Source organism: Mycobacterium sp. NGS62, assembly GCF_059812285.1.
Genome location: NZ_JCALCK010000001.1, coordinates 937,205 through 952,163 on the forward strand (window position 1 = coordinate 937,205; position 14,959 = coordinate 952,163).

The 14,959-nt window shown below is 64.7% G+C and carries 15 protein-coding genes and 1 pseudogene; 6 read left to right on the forward strand and 10 right to left on the reverse strand.

The window, feature by feature from the left end:
* Window positions 1-3: 3 nt before the first annotated feature.
* Complete coding sequence (locus tag AC5Y49_RS04135) at window positions 4-1,011, reverse strand: LLM class F420-dependent oxidoreductase (RefSeq protein ID WP_499884481.1); 1,008 nt, start codon at window positions 1,009-1,011, stop codon at window positions 4-6.
* A gap of 106 nt (window positions 1,012-1,117) precedes the next feature.
* Between AC5Y49_RS04135 and AC5Y49_RS04140 the strand changes: the two genes are divergently transcribed.
* Window positions 1,118-2,614 (forward strand): acyl-CoA carboxylase subunit beta, encoded by a 1,497-nt coding sequence (locus tag AC5Y49_RS04140; RefSeq protein WP_499884482.1) that lies wholly within the window; start codon window positions 1,118-1,120, stop codon window positions 2,612-2,614.
* 95 nt (window positions 2,615-2,709) lie between these two features.
* On the opposite strand, the gene AC5Y49_RS04145 is transcribed toward AC5Y49_RS04140, so the two are convergent.
* From AC5Y49_RS04145 to AC5Y49_RS04170, 6 genes are read right to left on the reverse strand one after another with little or no spacing between them, the layout of a single operon-like run.
* On the reverse strand, window positions 2,710-3,546 hold the full coding sequence (locus tag AC5Y49_RS04145) for an SDR family oxidoreductase (RefSeq protein WP_499884483.1): 837 nt from the start codon (window positions 3,544-3,546) through the stop codon (window positions 2,710-2,712).
* 5 nt (window positions 3,547-3,551) lie between these two features.
* Window positions 3,552-4,598 carry a TIGR03857 family LLM class F420-dependent oxidoreductase gene (locus AC5Y49_RS04150; RefSeq protein ID WP_499884484.1) on the reverse strand — a complete coding sequence of 349 codons (1,047 nt, stop codon included), beginning with the start codon at window positions 4,596-4,598 and terminating at the stop codon, window positions 3,552-3,554.
* A complete protein-coding gene (locus tag AC5Y49_RS04155; protein ID WP_499884485.1) occupies window positions 4,595-4,969 on the reverse strand; it encodes an ester cyclase in 375 nt (124 codons plus the stop codon). Before AC5Y49_RS04155 ends, AC5Y49_RS04150 begins: the two co-directional genes overlap by 4 nt.
* Entirely contained in the window at window positions 4,966-6,066 is a 1,101-nt protein-coding gene (locus AC5Y49_RS04160) for an alpha/beta hydrolase (protein WP_499884486.1), read from the reverse strand. The genes AC5Y49_RS04155 and AC5Y49_RS04160 overlap by 4 nt, the downstream gene beginning before the upstream one ends.
* Window positions 6,067-7,686 (reverse strand): flavin-containing monooxygenase, encoded by a 1,620-nt coding sequence (locus AC5Y49_RS04165; protein WP_499884487.1) that lies wholly within the window; start codon window positions 7,684-7,686, stop codon window positions 6,067-6,069. It abuts the gene before it with no gap.
* The gene (locus AC5Y49_RS04170) at window positions 7,683-8,723 is read right to left on the reverse strand and encodes an NAD-dependent epimerase/dehydratase family protein (protein ID WP_499884488.1); all 1,041 of its coding nucleotides are present in this window, start codon (window positions 8,721-8,723) and stop codon (window positions 7,683-7,685) included. The genes AC5Y49_RS04165 and AC5Y49_RS04170 overlap by 4 nt, the downstream gene beginning before the upstream one ends.
* A 95-nt stretch (window positions 8,724-8,818) precedes the next feature.
* Between AC5Y49_RS04170 and AC5Y49_RS04175 the strand changes: the two genes are divergently transcribed.
* Complete coding sequence (locus AC5Y49_RS04175; protein ID WP_499884489.1) at window positions 8,819-9,466, forward strand: LLM class oxidoreductase; 648 nt, start codon at window positions 8,819-8,821, stop codon at window positions 9,464-9,466.
* Window positions 9,467-9,574: 108 nt separating this feature from the next.
* Here the strand turns inward: AC5Y49_RS04175 and AC5Y49_RS04180 are convergent, their stop codons facing one another.
* Entirely contained in the window at window positions 9,575-10,018 is a 444-nt protein-coding gene (locus AC5Y49_RS04180; RefSeq protein WP_499884490.1) for a nuclear transport factor 2 family protein, read from the reverse strand.
* 77 nt (window positions 10,019-10,095) lie between these two features.
* Between AC5Y49_RS04180 and AC5Y49_RS04185 the strand changes: the two genes are divergently transcribed.
* From AC5Y49_RS04185 to AC5Y49_RS04200, 4 genes and pseudogenes are all read left to right on the forward strand, one after another.
* Entirely contained in the window at window positions 10,096-11,088 is a 993-nt protein-coding gene (locus AC5Y49_RS04185; protein ID WP_499884491.1) for a Rieske 2Fe-2S domain-containing protein, read from the forward strand.
* Complete coding sequence (locus AC5Y49_RS04190; RefSeq protein WP_499884492.1) at window positions 11,085-11,702, forward strand: cysteine hydrolase family protein; 618 nt, start codon at window positions 11,085-11,087, stop codon at window positions 11,700-11,702. Before AC5Y49_RS04185 ends, AC5Y49_RS04190 begins: the two co-directional genes overlap by 4 nt.
* A 37-nt stretch (window positions 11,703-11,739) precedes the next feature.
* Window positions 11,740-11,823 (forward strand): annotated as a pseudogene (locus AC5Y49_RS04195) (PaaI family thioesterase); the annotation flags it as partial.
* An 8-nt stretch (window positions 11,824-11,831) separates the two neighbouring features.
* The gene (locus AC5Y49_RS04200) at window positions 11,832-13,484 is read left to right on the forward strand and encodes an acyl-CoA synthetase (RefSeq protein WP_499884493.1); all 1,653 of its coding nucleotides are present in this window, start codon (window positions 11,832-11,834) and stop codon (window positions 13,482-13,484) included.
* Window positions 13,485-13,487: 3 nt separating this feature from the next.
* Here the strand turns inward: AC5Y49_RS04200 and AC5Y49_RS04205 are convergent, their stop codons facing one another.
* Both AC5Y49_RS04205 and AC5Y49_RS04210 read right to left on the reverse strand, forming a co-directional pair.
* On the reverse strand, window positions 13,488-13,991 hold the full coding sequence (locus AC5Y49_RS04205; RefSeq protein WP_499884494.1) for a DUF302 domain-containing protein: 504 nt from the start codon (window positions 13,989-13,991) through the stop codon (window positions 13,488-13,490).
* Entirely contained in the window at window positions 13,978-14,955 is a 978-nt protein-coding gene (locus AC5Y49_RS04210; RefSeq protein ID WP_499884495.1) for a nitrilase-related carbon-nitrogen hydrolase, read from the reverse strand. The genes AC5Y49_RS04205 and AC5Y49_RS04210 overlap by 14 nt, the downstream gene beginning before the upstream one ends.
* Window positions 14,956-14,959 lie beyond the last annotated feature (4 nt).

Below are 14,959 nucleotides of genomic sequence, written 5' to 3' on the forward strand. Positions count from 1 at the left end.
TCCTTACTGACGCAACTCTTGCAGTACAGCGGTGACAGTGGCCTCCGAAAGGCTGGGGCGAAGCGACGGCATCACCCGCTCGATCACGCCGTCGCAGCGGCCTGCAAGCGCGGCGGCCAGCTTTTCGACCGGCGCGACGACCGCGAACGCCTCGAGTATTTCGTCGTCGATCAGCGCGCTCATCGCATCCCATTGGCCTTGCAGCGAAAGGCGATGCAGCTCCGTTGCCACCTCACCCCACCCGTGCAGCTCGAGCACCTTGCGATAAGCCGGCGTCGATCCATAGAAGGCAATCTGTTTGCGGACTCGGGCCGCGGCGTCCACCAATTCGGCATCGTCGTTGCCGGTCACCGTGAATACCGGGCATGCCACCTGAAACTCGCTGCGTTCGCGGCCGGCACGTCGCATGCCGCGCTCCAGCGCCGGGATCGTCACCTCGTGCAAGTATCGCCTGGTGGTGAACGCGTGAACCAGTAATCCGTCGGCGACTTCGCCGGACATTTCGGTCATTGCTTCGCCCACCGCGGCGATGAAGACTTTCGGCGCCGGATACGGCTGCGGCTCGGGGGTGAACATCGGCGTCATCAGCTTGTGCGTATAGAACTCACCCTCGAACCCCAGCCTGGTGCCGTCCTTCCATGCCGACCAGATCGCGTGCAGCGCCAGCACGAATTCGCGCATCCGGCGCACCGGATGACTCCACGGCATGCTGAAACGCTTTTCGATGTGCGGCTTGATCTGTGTGCCCAGTCCGAGGATGAACCGGCCCTGCGAGTAGGTCTGCAAATCCCAGCCGAGGTTGGCGACGATCATCGGGTTGCGGGCGAACGCCACCGCAATACTGGTACCCAGCTCCAGGTGCGAGGTGTGTTCGGCTGCCAGCAGCAGCGGAAGAAAAGGATCATGGTTGATCTCACCGGTCCAGCAGCCGTCGTAGCCCCGTTTTTCCAGTGTGCCCGCCAACTCCGGCACTCGGGCGAGGTCGCTGAAAAGGCCGCCGTCAACCTTCATCGCGGCGCCAGCCCGACACCCATGTCGCCGACGCTACAGTAAGCGCTTCAGTATGGTCAACGGAGGTTAGGCTCTAAGCGACCCGTCGACGAGTGAGGACATGCGGATGACCAAGCCCCCGGATTGGGAGGAGACGCTCGACGATCTCAGTCGCCGCCGTGAGCATGCGTGGGGCATGGGTGGGCCGGAGCGGCTCGCCAAGCATCGCGGCAAGGGCAAGCTCGACGCGCGCGCCCGGGTGGAGCGACTGCTGGACCCGGGCACGTTTCGCGAACTGGGCACGCTTGTCGGCGGCGACGCGGCCGCCGACGCGATCGTGGTGGGTTCCGGATTGGTCAACGGCTCGCCGGTGATGGTCGGCGCCGAGGACTTCACCACATTGGCGGGCAGTATCGGGCCCGGCGGCAACTCCAAGCGGTACCGGATCGCCGAATTGGCTCTGCGCGACAAGGTTCCGTTGGTGATGCTGCTGGAGGGTGCCGGCTTCCGGCCCACCGGAGGGCATTACGGCCGCACGCCGACCGACCTGCTTGCCCAGGCGCAGTGCTCGGGGCGGGTGCCTACCGTCGCCGCGGTGCTCGGCCCGTCGGCCGGGCACGGCGCCCTGGTGGCACCAGTGTGCGATTTTCGGATCATGAGCCGGCAGGGCGCGATCTTCACCGCCGGACCGCCCGTTGTCAAAGAGTCGACGGGCGAAGACATTTCCAAGGAGGACCTGGGCGGCCCGGATGTCGCGTTGCCCAGCGGGGTGATTCACAACGTCGCCGAGGACGACGAGGCCACACTCGCTGACGTCCGGCGTTACCTGTCCTACTTCCCGTCGAGCGCCTGGTCGTATCCCCCATCGCTGTCGGCCGACGAAACCGCCGAGCCACGCCCGACGCCGGAGCTACTCGAGATCGTCTCGCGCGACAACCGGCGGGTCTACGACATGCGCGCGGTGCTCGACGTCATCTGCGACCGCCCCGACTGGTTCGAGGTGCAGCCGCAGTTCGGGCGGGCGATCATCTGTGCGCTTGCACATCTGGGCGGTCACCCGGTGGCGGTGGTGGCCAACCAGCCGCAGGTGCTGGCCGGCTCGATCGACGCCGATGCCGCGGACAAGGCAGCGCATTTCATCATGGTGGCCGACTCATTTCACCTGCCGATCGTATTTCTGGCCGACAACCCGGGGATGCTGCCGGGCAGCCGGTCGGAGCGTCAGGGCGTGCTGCGCGCCGGCGGGCGGATGTTCGCCGCGCAGACCGCGGCCACGACGATCAAGCTGCATGTCACGTTGCGCAAAGCCTATGGGTTCGGGTCAATGGTGATGTCGCTGCTCGGCTTTGATTCCCAGGCCGCCACGTTCGCCTATCCGGGCGCGACGATGGGCGCGATGAGCGCAGCGGCGCTGAGCCGCGCATCGCATGCCGAAGAAGATCTTTCGGTCAAGCTACGCAACGCCGAGCTGCAGGCGTCGTATCGGTCGGCTGAGCACATGGGCTTCGACGAGCTCATCGATCCCCGCGAAACCCGCGACGCACTGTTGGCCACGCTGCGACGCGGTCTGCACAGCCGCCAAGCCGCCCCGGAACCAGTGACGCGGACAGCGATACTGCCGTAACCCTTCTCGCGTTCTCGCGCGAGCGTGCGTGTCCCCGGTCGACACGCCGAGCTAATTTCCGGGTTTGCGCACGCTCGCGGCTACCTGGGGCGGGGTCAGTAGACGTAATTCTCGCCACTCGCCCGCACCGTGACGTCGCTGAGATTGATCCCCCAGGGCTGATCGATAACGTGCACGACCGCGTTCGCCAAATCGTCGGGCGTGATCAGCCAGTACTGCATCGACTCAACATTCGTCTGCTCGGGTCGAAGGGACCCCTTCGCCAGATCGTCGACATTCTCCAAGAATTGGGCGGCTTTGTGTCCGACGATCCCCACGACGGCCGCTTCGTTGACGACCCAGCTGGCGAGATTGGTTCCCAGCACGCCGGTCGGCTTGACCGTGGTCACCTTGATCTTGCCTTGCGCCTCAACGCGTAACGACTCCGACAGCGCATCGACCGCAGCCTTGGTCGCGCTGTAGACGCCGGAGCCCTCAGTCCCGGCGTTGCCGTAGATGGACGAGATGTTGACGACCTGTCCACGGCCCTGTTGGATCATCGTGTCGTAGACAGCCGCGATCCCGTTCACGACGCCCTTGATGTTGATGTCGATCGCTTTGTGCCATTTCTCCCACGCGCGTTCGTGATCGGCAAAGAATGCCAACGGCATCACGCCTGCGTTGTTCACGATGACGTCGATGGCACCGTAGGTGTCGACGGCGTGTTGGGCCGCCGCTTTGACCTGGCCCATGTCGGTGACATCGGCGACATGCGCGCTGCCGTCGAAGCCATCGGCCCGGATTCCGTCGAATACCTCGTTCAGGCTCTCGGCGTTGACATCCACGCCGACGACCTTTGCGCCGCCGGCAGCACATTTCTCCGAGATCAGCCTGCCGAAGCCGCTCGCAGCGCCGGTGACGATAATGACCTTGTCCGTCAGGTACTTCGACATACCGCTCATGGTTGCACGCCGCGATAATCGGCGACGATCGGCTCTAACTCGTCCGGCGTGGCGCCGTGCATGATCACCGCGTCGGCGCCGTAGTCGAACTCCTTGCGGATGCGCTTCACGCATTGGCCGGCCGATCCGGTCGCCGACGGCTCCAGCCATTCGTCGGGGATCAAGCCCGCGATGTGCTCGATCTGCTCGGGGGTGGCCTTGTGGTCGATGCCACCGGCGATCGACGTCACCACCGGGTCCTCCCGAAAGTGCTGCAGCACCGCGGGATCCCAGTTATTAGTCTGCACCAGTAGATCCCCGTAGCCTTGAAGATACGTGGCCAGCCGTGCGACGGTCTTCTTCAGGCGCAGCTGTTCGGGAAGGTGATCGCCGACGGTGGCGAAGCACGACCACACCCGCACACTGTCGGGGTCGCGGCCGGCTTTCTCCGCCGCGTCTTTGACGGTTTTGACGCAGCGCTGCACAGTCTCCGGCGTGAAATAGGTGTGCAGGATGACGTCGTCGAAGACACGACCGCCCAGGGCGAGGGACTGCGGCCCGAAAGCCACCAACGCCAGCCGGATGTCCTCGTTGAAATCGGGATCGAGGAACAACACCTGGTACTTGCCCATCGGGCCGTCGTGGTTGAAGATCACTTCACCACGCCACAGCCGGCGCATGACCTGGGCCCAGTCCTCCATCGCAGCTGTGGTTACCGCCGGTATGCCGAAAGCCGCGTACATCGCGGCCACCCCGCGGCCGATCCCCAAGGTGAACCGCCCGCCGGAAAGCCGGTGCATGGTGGTGGCCCACGACGCGGTGATCAACGGATGCCGGGTGTTGTGATTGGTTGCGGCGGTGGCGATCTGCATACGTGCCGTGACGGCGCAGGCGGCGCCGACGAGCGACGACGCCTCTTTGACGTTCCACCGTTCGGAGATGAAAGCAGTCCCGAAGCCCAACTCTTCACCACGGCGAGCTTCGTCCATCAGGGTGGCCGGCCCCTCACCGCCGGCTCCGGCCAGCAGATAGTAGCCAAGTTCGTCGAGCACTCGACCGCTCAATTCCACACCCCTTGCTTATAGCCGCAGTTCCATACCTCGGTGATCTTGCCGTCCACGACGCGGAAAACCTCGATGCTGGCGATATTGACTTCGGCGCCATCAGAATTGGCCATTGCCGAGTCGTACACGATTGCGACGTGCTCGCCGTCGTCGCCGGCGACCACGACATTCAGATCGAAACGCAGCGAGTCGAACATGTCCCAGATGTCCTCGACCCGTTTGCGCGCCTCTGCTCGGGTCAGCGTGCGCGCCTCCCCGACCTCATGGCGAACCATGGTCTCGGCAATCAGTTCGTCGGCCAACTCGACGTTGCGCTCGTTCCACAACGCCAGGTTGTACAACTCCACCACCTCACGGGCAGTACGGCTCACCCAACCACCTCCCGCAGAAAGCGCTCCGAGACCGCCTGCACGCGCCGGGAAAAGATGTGGCCGACGTGGCTGCCGTCGTACCAGTAGAACTGGCCGCCCCACCTTTCCTGCAGTGCCACGGCGGGCTCGCGCATCGCCATTCGGTCATGCCACGCGCCCACGATCAGCCGGCGATGCGGCGGCGGCGCGGGCTCGACCGACAGCGGATCGATCACCGAGGTCAACGCCGTCACTACCGGTGACCCCAGCAACTCTCGAACCGTGCCCCGCGAGGCACCCCAGCGCGCCAGGTGCCGGGCGATCATCGCGTTGAGTCCGAGGATCGGTGTGTACAAAGCGACGGCGTCGACCTGCTTCTCGAAGTGCGACACCAACGCCGCCACCGCGCTGCCCATCGAAATTCCGGACACCACAACGGCAGTCGACTTCGGCTGGACCCATTGCACGACCGCGCGAACCTCCGATACGGCGCGCATCATGCCCGCGACATTGGTCAGCGGATCCATGTTCGGATACGGCGGCCACTGGCGGCGGCGGCTGCCGTGTCCCGGCTGCACCGGCATCGCAACGTTGAAGCCCAGCGCGTGTTGCAATCGTCTGGCCCGCGATACCAACAGATCCTCCGGGCGGCCCTGACCGGCGCCGTGAACCCACACCAGCCACGGCCGGGGCTTGTCGCGGTACCGGCACACGTGCACCACCGCGGTCGCGGGCCCACCCAGCCCCGCGGCCGCCAGCGAGGTCGGCAGCAACGGGTCGTGCTCGAAGGTCACTCGCTCGTAGGCGAGCATGCCAAGGCGATGTCGACGGATCGCCTTGACGTGCAACGGTTGCGGATCGGCGTGCGCGCTGTCGACGCCCAGGGTGGACAGCTCCTGGGCCGCGGCGGTGCACTCGTCCAATGGCCGAACTCCCCCGGTGAGGTCTCCGCTGAACAGCGAGAAGCCAGTGAGAACCAGCTCGTCCATCATGACCTCGCCGAACTGGCGCACACCGCGCGGCGATGCAGTCCAGCCGGTCGACTCGGTGAGCCCGGACACCGTCCGAGGCAGCACCATGGCGAGTTCTCGGCCAGCATCCAGTGCGCGGTTCGCCATCTACGCCAGCTTGAATCCGGTGTATCCGCCGGCAGCGATCTCGTCGCAGCGACGCCGATATTCGGGGATTCCGCCGGTGTAGCCCATATACATCCGTTTCTTTCCGGGGACATTGCCGCCGTTGTACCAGGAGTTGCAGCTGGGGTGGACAAGTACCGTCGGCGCGACGAGCGCGGTGGCGTGTTCGACCCACTCCTGTTGCGCGGCGGCAAGCGCTTCGATCGTGCGGATCCCGTTGGCGCGCAGATAGGCAATGCAGTCGCCGATCCACTCTACGTGCTGTTCGAGGGCGGCGACGAAGTTGGTTGCGGCGCTCGGACTGCCGGGGCCCTGGACCGTGAACAGGTTGGGAAAGCCGGCGACGGCCAACCCCAGATACGACAGCGGCCCCTGGCCGGCCCAGAAGTCGCGCAGCGACGACCCGTCGCGACCACGAACGTCGATGTGGCTGAGCGCGCCGGTCATCGCGTCGAATCCGGTGGCGTAGATGATCACGTCGAGTTCATACAAACCGTCATCGGTGCGGATACCGGTGGGTGTCACCTCACGGATCGGGTTTGCGCGCAGGTCGACGAGGGTGACGTTGTCCCGGTTGAACGTCGCGTAGTAGCCCTGGTCGATGATCGGGCGCTTACACGCAAAGGGGTGACTGGGCACCAACGCGGCGGCGGTCCGCGGGTCCTTGACGATCCGGGCCACCGCTTCTCCGTACAGCCGGGCAGCCATCCGGTTGGCTTCGATGTCGAAGAAAACGTCGCCCCAGTTCAGCGCGCCCATCACACCATGTTCGTCGATGGCGCGTAGTTGCTCGTCGCGCGAGGCGGTCTTCAACGCTGGACTGCTGAGCATGTCGAGTAGCACCGAGAACGCGCTGAGTCGGGCCGCGCCGACCGGGTGTTCGCGTTGCGCGGCACGGATTTCGCTGTAACGGGCCTTCAATTCGTCGAGCTCGCCGGATTCGAAGCGTCGTACCTGCCAGGGCAGGGTGTAGGCCGGAGAACGCTGGAAAACACACAGTTGCGCGGCTTCCCGGGCCACCACCGGGATGAGCTGCACACCGGTCGAACCGGTGCCAATGACGCCGACCCGTTTGCCGGTGAGATCGCACCCGTCGCGGGGCCAGCGGCTGGTGAACAGCGACGCGCCCGTGAAACTGTCCATCCCGGCAATGTCAGGTTCGAGCGGTATCGACAGGATGCCGGTAGCCGCGACCGCGAATGGCGCGGTGAAGGTCTGGCCGGCCTCTGTCCGCACGACCCATTCAGCAGCATCCTCGTCGAACGCCATCGCGACGACCTTCGTGCCGAACTGGATATCACTGCGAAGGTCGAGCCGGTCGGCGACGAAGTTCAGGTAGGCCTCTACCTCGGGCTGGGCCGGCATCGTCTCGGTCCAGGTCCATTCCTGCTGGATCTCATCGGAGAAGCTGTAGGAGTATTCAATGCTTTCGATGTCGCAACGCGCACCCGGATATCGGTTGAAAAGCCAGGTGCCACCGACATTTTCAGCAGCTTCGAGGACCCGGGTCCGGATTCCGAGTTCGCGGAGCCTATGCAGTGCATACAAGCCGGAAAAACCGGCGCCGATGACGAGCGCGTCAAAGGAGCCCGTAGCCGTCACGGCTTGACCGCCTCCGGCCTGCGCTGTGCCCGTTCGACATAGAAATGCGCCGCACGTCGTATCGAGTCCGATGTCGGATTGGGATTCCAGCCCAACTCCCGGATGGCCTTGTTGTGATCAAGCGGCGACGTCAGCCGCATCAGTCGCACGGTGGTGGCGTTCACCGGGAAGCCAAGACGCAGCAGGCTGACCGCATGTCCGAACATCGTCACCAGTTGCAGCGGAACGCCGAAGCGCGGCGGCCTGACCCCGACGGCATGGGCGGCGGTTTCCAAGACTCCGCGTGTGGTCATGAAGCTTTCGGAGATGATGTACCGTTCGCCGATGCGGCCGTGCTCTCCCGCCAACAGCATTGCCGCAGCGGCATCTTCGATGCCGACCACTTCCGCTGCCACATCCTTCACGTAGACCGGCATCTTTCCCAGCGCGGCCGCCGCGACCAGCGAGCCATGCGGGGTCGGCTGCCAATCACGGGGGCCATACGTATTGGAGACGCACATCGCCACAGCCGGGAGTCCGCGTTCTTCGGCGTATCGCATGACCAGCTGCTCGGCCTGTAGCCGAGATTCGATATACGGACCGCCCTGGCCGTGCCAATTGAACGGTGTCTCCTCGCTGGCCGGGCTGTCGCCGGAGCCAACCGCAACAGTCCCGATCGTGCTCAGGAACACGAAGCGGTGCAGATTGGCCTCGGCCGCGACGTCGAGCACGTGACGCAGACCCTCGACATTGGTCGCGAACAGCGGAGCGGGATCATGCAACCATGCCCGGGCATCCACGACGCAGTAGTAGACAACGTCGCGGTCGGCCATCGCCCGGCGCACGGCCTGCTCGTCGACGAGGTCGCCGTAGTGCAATTCGACATCGAGGTCGTCGATACCTCGCGTCGAGCTAGTCTTCCGGAGCAGCACCCGCACCTCATCGCCCCGCTCGACGAGTTGGCGGGTGACATGCGAACCCACAAAGCCGCTCGCGCCCATGACCAGTGCACGCCGCCTGATTTCGGTATGGCTTTCCATCGTTGCTCCCACACCCATGACTGAACACATCTCCGGCCTGTTACTGTAACAATTACAGTATCTGGTCCGAATTGTGTGCCAACTCCCCGAAATCCACCAGTAGGAGCCGCGCGATGAGGTACCCGCTCGAGTACCCCAGCGAGCTGCCCACCGGACCCGACGATTTTCTGCAGCCAGAGGTGATTCGCAACGTCGCGGTTCAGGCGGAGGCTGCCGGCTTTTCGGCGGTGGCCTTGAGCGAGCACCCAGCGCCGTCAGTCAAGTGGCGACGCAACGGCGGGCACAACACACTTGACCCGATCGCCGCGCTGAGTTTCATGGCGGCAGTGACCAGCCGCATCAAAGGCGCTGGGCAGCCTGGACCTTTCTCCGGAGGACGGCTGATCGCCGGCTACCTACGTTCCGAGTTCTCCGCGCTCGGGGTGGCCTTCGATCGTCGCGCCGGTCTGCTCGACGAGGCACTGCGGGCCTTGCGGTCCATCTGGACCGACCCTGAAACACCGGTCAGCGGAGAAGATTTCGATGCGGTCGGTCCGGTCTGGGTACAGGCTCCGGCCGCAGCAGCCGCACCCGCCGATCTGGATCGGCGGCAACGGCACGGCGGCATTGCGGCGCGTCGTCCAGTACGGCAGCGGTTGGACGCCTCTCATCCCCCCGGCCGCGATGGCGTCGATGATCCGCACCGCGGCCATCGAGGACGCCGCCCGGTTCGGTGCAGTGCTGGACGCGCTGCGAACCCGGCTCGCCGACGCCGGCCGTGATCCGCTGTCGGTCGACGTTCAGGTGGTCTGCCCGCACCCCGCGGGCTGAACATGTCCGCGCCGAGCGTGAAACTATTGCGAGAAACCGGCCAGAATTTCGCAGCAGTTTCACGCTCGCGGGTCGGGCGCCACGCGGAGAATCGTTCGAGTTAGGTGCAGGCTCTTGATTCGCCACGCGCCGTCCGCTTTCTCGTACGTCTCGTGGTAGTGACCGGCGCCGTGCAATTCGCGGCCGTCACCGAAGACGAGAAGGTCTTCCATCGCCCAGATGCCGGTGGCCGTGGTGGCCGAGGTGAGCGTGATTTCCGGGGTGTGGCAGTGATGCATGGTCGCCACGCCCTCGAGGCCGCCCATCACCGTGGGAGCAAAGTTGTCGACGCCCTCGATCGGCGGCGCCGTCATCGGATCGGCACCGCCGGTGGACACCGCCATGTCCAACGTAACCACCACATCGGTGGTGAACACACTGCGCCACGAGTCGAGGTCCTTGGTGTCGAGGAATCGGCAATAGCGTGCTTTCAACTGCCGGATCGCCTCGAGTTCGTCCGCCACCAGGAACCACCTCCTTGCCTGAAAGCTATACTGTAACGTCTTTAGTATCAGCGGACGAAGGCAGGAAGGCGCCCGGCGTGAAAGTCCCGTTCACCTGGAAAGTCACCGGCTGGTTCATGATCGGCTGGTCGCCGGAGTTCCCGGTCGGCGAAGCCCGACCGCTGCGCTACTTCGGTGAGGATCTGGTCGCCTACCGGGATGAGTCCGGGGAACTGCACGTACTTGAAGCGCACTGCAAGCACCTCGGCGCCCACATCGGGCATGGCGGCAAGGTAGTCGGCGATTGTGTGGAGTGTCCCTTCCACGGGTGGCGCTGGGGACCTGACGGCTGTAACAAATACATCCCCTATCAGCCCGACCGGCCGAACCGGGCACTACGGCTGCGGGTCTATCCGGTCATGGAACAGTACGACTGTGTGTTCATGTGGCACCAGCCGGAGGGCAAGGAGCCGCAGTGGGAGATGCCGGATATCTTCCGCAAATTCCCGCAATTCGAGATCGATCCGGCGGCCTACTACCGGGCGTATCCCGAGTTCTCCCGACGTGCCGAATACGAACCGGTGCATCCGCAGATCGTGGCGGAGAACGCCCCCGACAGCGCGCATTTCGAGTACGTGCACCATGCCACGGTGACGCCCAGGGTGCTGGACTGGAAAATCGTCGACCACGAATGGCAATTCATCGCGGGCTGGCCGGATGCCAGTAGCGACAACGCCGACGACTTGGCGTTGCGGTTTCACAGTCACTTGTTCGGTCTTGGCGGGGCGATCAGCGTCTTCGAGGGTGCGCAGAACCATCGGCTGATCTTCACCTGCACGCCGGTCGACGATGAATGCTCCGACCTGTTCTACTCCATCTGGTGGCCGCGCACCCCCGGTGACACCGCCGACGTACCGTCCGGCAAGCTGCGCGACGTCATCGAAAAGCAGTTCCTGTCCACCGTCTTCGACGATCTGCAAATCTGGCGCTACCAGAAGTACGTGGAACATCCGCCGCTGTCCAAGGCCGACGCGAAAGGATATATGGCGCTGCGGAAGTGGGCGACGCAGTTCTACGAAGTGCCGGCATGACAGCCCTCGCCGACCTTGCGCCCCCCGCGCACACCGCGATCGTCACTCAGGAGTGCCAGGGTGCAGTCATCGGACCCGACGCCGGACTGGCCGCACTTGCCAACGAAGCCCGCCGCGTTGCCTTGCCCAACATCGTGCGGCTGCTGCCGGCGGCACGGGCCGCGGGCGTGCGCGTGGTGCACTGTCTGGTGCAGCGCCGACCCGATGGGCTCGGCGCCAACCACAACGCCAAGATCTTCGCTATCGGCCGTGGCGGTGTGGAAATCGCTCCGGGCACGCCCGGGGCAGCCCTGCTGCCCGAGTTAGGCCCCGAACCAACCGATTTGGTGCTCAGCCGCTGGCACGGTGTCGGGCCGATGGGCGGCACCGACCTCGATGCGATCCTGCGCAACCTCGGTGTGTCCACCATCGTCGTGGTGGGCGTCTCGCTCAACATCGCCATTCCCAACATCGTGATGGACGCGGTCAACGCCGCCTACCGCGTTGTTGTGCCGCGCGATGCCGTCGCGGGCGTACCCGCCGAGTACGGCGACGCAGTCATCGACAACACGCTCTCATTGCTGGCGACGATCACCATGACCGACGACCTGCTCAGCGTATGGAACAGCCGATGACTGACACCGTCGACGAAACCCGCGGCAGATTCCCCGAACCGCTACGATGACAAGCGCCGATGGCACCCTGCTCACCGAAGCCAGCGACCTGATGGTCCGCCTACTTCTACACCAACCGTAAGAGGCACGATGTCCGACACTGCAGCGCAGTTCACGGTGCCGGCGGTCGCAGCCGCCGTCGCGGCGGCGATCGGCGACCGCGAACTGGTCATCCAGGGCGATCGTCGTTTCACGTACGCGCAAATTCTCGAGCGATCCCACCGACTGGCGTCGTTCATGCACTCCCGCGGACTGGGATGCCACACCGAGCGATCCGCACTCGCCGGCCACGAGGTGGGACAGGACCTGGTCGGGCTGTATGCCTACAACGGAAACGAATTCGTCGAAGGGTTGCTGGGCGCGTTCCAGGCGCGGGTCGCCCCGTTCAACGTCAACTTCCGCTACGTCAAGAGCGAACTGCAATACCTGCTCGCGGACTCCGGCGCGACCGCCCTGATTTACCATGCTGCATTCGCGCCCCGAGTCGCCGAGGTGCTGCCGGATCTTCCTCAGCTGCGTGTGCTCATCCAGATCGCCGACGAGTCAGGCAATGACCTGGTCTACGGCGCAGTCGATTACGAGACCATCGTCGGATCCGGTTCATTGACGTCGTCGCCGGTGCAGCCTTCGCCCGACGATTTGTATGTGCTCTACACCGGCGGCACCACCGGGATGCCCAAAGGCGTTTTGTGGCGCCAGCATGACATCTTCATGACATCCTTCGGCGGTCGAAATCTGGTGACCGGCGAGACCGTCGGTTCTATCGACGAGATCGTCGGACGACTCGCCGAGGGCCCAGGCACCAAACTGCTGATCTTGCCGCCGCTGATTCACGGCGCCGCACAGTGGAGCGTGATGACGGCAATCACGACCGGGCAGACGTTGGTCTTCCCTTCTGTGGTCGACCATTTGGACGCCGACGATGTCGTCCGAACCATCGAGCGGGAAGAGGTCTCGGTGGTAACGGTGGTCGGGGACGCGATGGCGCGGCCGCTGCTGGCCGCAATCGAAAAGGGGATCGCCGACGTGTCGTCGTTGGCGGTGGTGGCCAATGGCGGTGCACTGCTGACCCCGCACGTCAAGCAACGCTTGATCGAAGCCCTGCCCAACGCCATGATCATCGACGGCGTCGGATCCTCGGAGACCGGTGCACAGATGAGCCACCTGTCGATGACCGGGGCAGTGTCGACGGGCACATTCAACCCCGGCCCGGATACCTACGTGGTCGCCGAAGATTTCGGCGCGCTCCTGCAGCCGGGTCACGACAACATGGGCTGGCTCGCGCAGCGTGGTTATGTCCCGCTCGGCTATAAGGGCGACGCCGCTAAGACCGCCAAGACGTTCCCGGTCATCGACGGCGTCCGCTATGCGGTGCCCGGCGACCGCGCACGCCACCGCGCCGACGGCATCGTCGAGCTACTGGGCCGCGACTCGGTGTGCATCAACTCGGGCGGCGAGAAGATCTTCGTCGAGGAGGTCGAGACGGCCGTCGCGTCACACCCCGCAGTGGCCGATGTCGTGGTCGCCGGACGGCCGAGCGAGCGGTGGGGCCAGGAAGTCGTCGCGGTGGTTTCGCTCACCGAGGGTGCCGATGCCGACGCCGAGGAGTTGATCGCTCATGCCGCAAACTCGTTGGCCCGCTACAAGCTTCCCAAAGCGATCGTCTTCCGGAGGGTGATCGAGCGCAGCCCGTCGGGCAAGGCCGACTACCGGTGGGCGCGCGAGCAGGCGGCCGGCGACTGACGGTTATGCCGCTACCTTGGCGGCCAACGCGGCCAACTTGGCGTCGAGTTCCTGCGCGGCCGCCTCGAGATCCGGATTGTGCTGATAAACCATCAGCGATGACGGCTTGACGTAGATCAAGCTGCTGTGGCCGTTGTCCTCCTCGGCGACAAGCAACTCGACCGGGGCGAAGAGACCCGCAGTTACGTCGTGGCGCAACATCGTGAGTGCGATCAGCGGGTTGCCGATAATGACGCGCAACGCTTTCCGGTCGATGCCGGCTTTCTTGATCCAGCCGCCGTGGTCGAGAAGACCGAACAACATGAATCCGCTTGGACCTGCGTGGGATTCGACCTCTTTCGCATACGAGTCCCAGCTGTCAAGCACCTTGGCAAGGTCGTCGATCGGGACAGGGTCGCTGCCGACGTCGGCAAGCAACGCGGCAACCAGCTCGTCGTAGCTCTTCGCAGTCTCGTAGCGCAACCGAACGCCGTCAAAGCGGGTCTCGCGCGGATTAGAGTGCGACATAGTCCGCCTCCTCGACCTCGGCGAGGGTGGGTTCCTCGAACCGCTCATACAGGTGTGCTCTCGGGGTGTGGTCCACCACCAGGCTGAGTAATTCGGGCCGGCTGTAGTGGCCACTAGCATCCATCTGTGACTTGCGGGCATCGATCAACCCGAAGTCGAGATCGGCGATCACGTCGCCCTCACCCGTGCGTACCGGTTCACCCAATAGTTCGCCCTGCGGGGTAATGATCGCGGTGAAACACCCGCTGGAAATAGGACCGATCGGGCATCCGGTGTCGGCCATGATCTGCGCCTGCTGGTCGGCGTCCAGCCAGGCGGTAGCGTTCACGACGAAAGCAGCCGACTCGAGCGCGTGATTACGCACGCTGATCTCGACCTGTTGCGCGAACAGGTCGCCGGCGAACGACCCCGGCCACATGCCCGAGTGGATCTGCTCGCCGTCGGCGATCATGGCATAACGGGCCAGCGGGATGTAGTGCTCCCAGCAGGCCAGCTGTCCGATCCGCCCGACCGCGCTGTCGACGGCCCGCAGTCCGGTGCCGTCGCCCTGACCCCAGATCATCCGTTCGTGGTAGGTCGGCATGATCTTGCGACGGCGCTGGACCAAGGCGCCGTCGGCATCGAACAACAGCTGGGTGTTGTACAGCGACCCGCCGTCGCGTTCGGTGACACCGATCGACACCACCATTTCGGCCTGTCGGGCCGCGGCACTGATCGCATCGGTTACCGGCGACGAGATCGTGACGGCTTGCTCCATCAATGTGAGGTGTTCGGGCCGCATCTCGAACGGACGTTGTACGAACGAGAAGTACGGATAGTACGGGATCACTGCCTCCGGGAACGTGGCGAACTGGACGTCGTCGCGCGCCAGCTGTTCGATCTTGGCGACGACGCGTTCGACGGTCCCGTCGCGGCTGTAGAGCACCGGGCTGATTTGCACCGCTGCGGCTCGGATCGTATTCATGGCC

Bases quoted from the DNA above. Each gene is read 5' to 3' on its own strand.
- AC5Y49_RS04210 (WP_499884495.1), bottom strand. From the start codon at position 14,955: ATGAATACGATCCGAGCCGCAGCGGTGCAAATCAGCCCGGTGCTCTAC.
- AC5Y49_RS04170 (WP_499884488.1), bottom strand. From the start codon at position 8,723: ATGGGTGTGGGAGCAACGATGGAAAGCCATACCGAAATCAGGCGGCGT.
- AC5Y49_RS04160 (WP_499884486.1), bottom strand. From the start codon at position 6,066: ATGGCGAACCGCGCACTGGATGCTGGCCGAGAACTCGCCATGGTGCTG.
- AC5Y49_RS04205 (WP_499884494.1), bottom strand. From the start codon at position 13,991: ATGTCGCACTCTAATCCGCGCGAGACCCGCTTTGACGGCGTTCGGTTG.
- AC5Y49_RS04140 (WP_499884482.1), top strand. From the start codon at position 1,118: ATGACCAAGCCCCCGGATTGGGAGGAGACGCTCGACGATCTCAGTCGC.
- AC5Y49_RS04190 (WP_499884492.1), top strand. From the start codon at position 11,085: ATGACAGCCCTCGCCGACCTTGCGCCCCCCGCGCACACCGCGATCGTC.
- AC5Y49_RS04135 (WP_499884481.1), bottom strand. From the start codon at position 1,011: ATGAAGGTTGACGGCGGCCTTTTCAGCGACCTCGCCCGAGTGCCGGAG.
- AC5Y49_RS04145 (WP_499884483.1), bottom strand. From the start codon at position 3,546: ATGTCGAAGTACCTGACGGACAAGGTCATTATCGTCACCGGCGCTGCG.
- AC5Y49_RS04175 (WP_499884489.1), top strand. From the start codon at position 8,819: ATGAGGTACCCGCTCGAGTACCCCAGCGAGCTGCCCACCGGACCCGAC.
- AC5Y49_RS04200 (WP_499884493.1), top strand. From the start codon at position 11,832: ATGTCCGACACTGCAGCGCAGTTCACGGTGCCGGCGGTCGCAGCCGCC.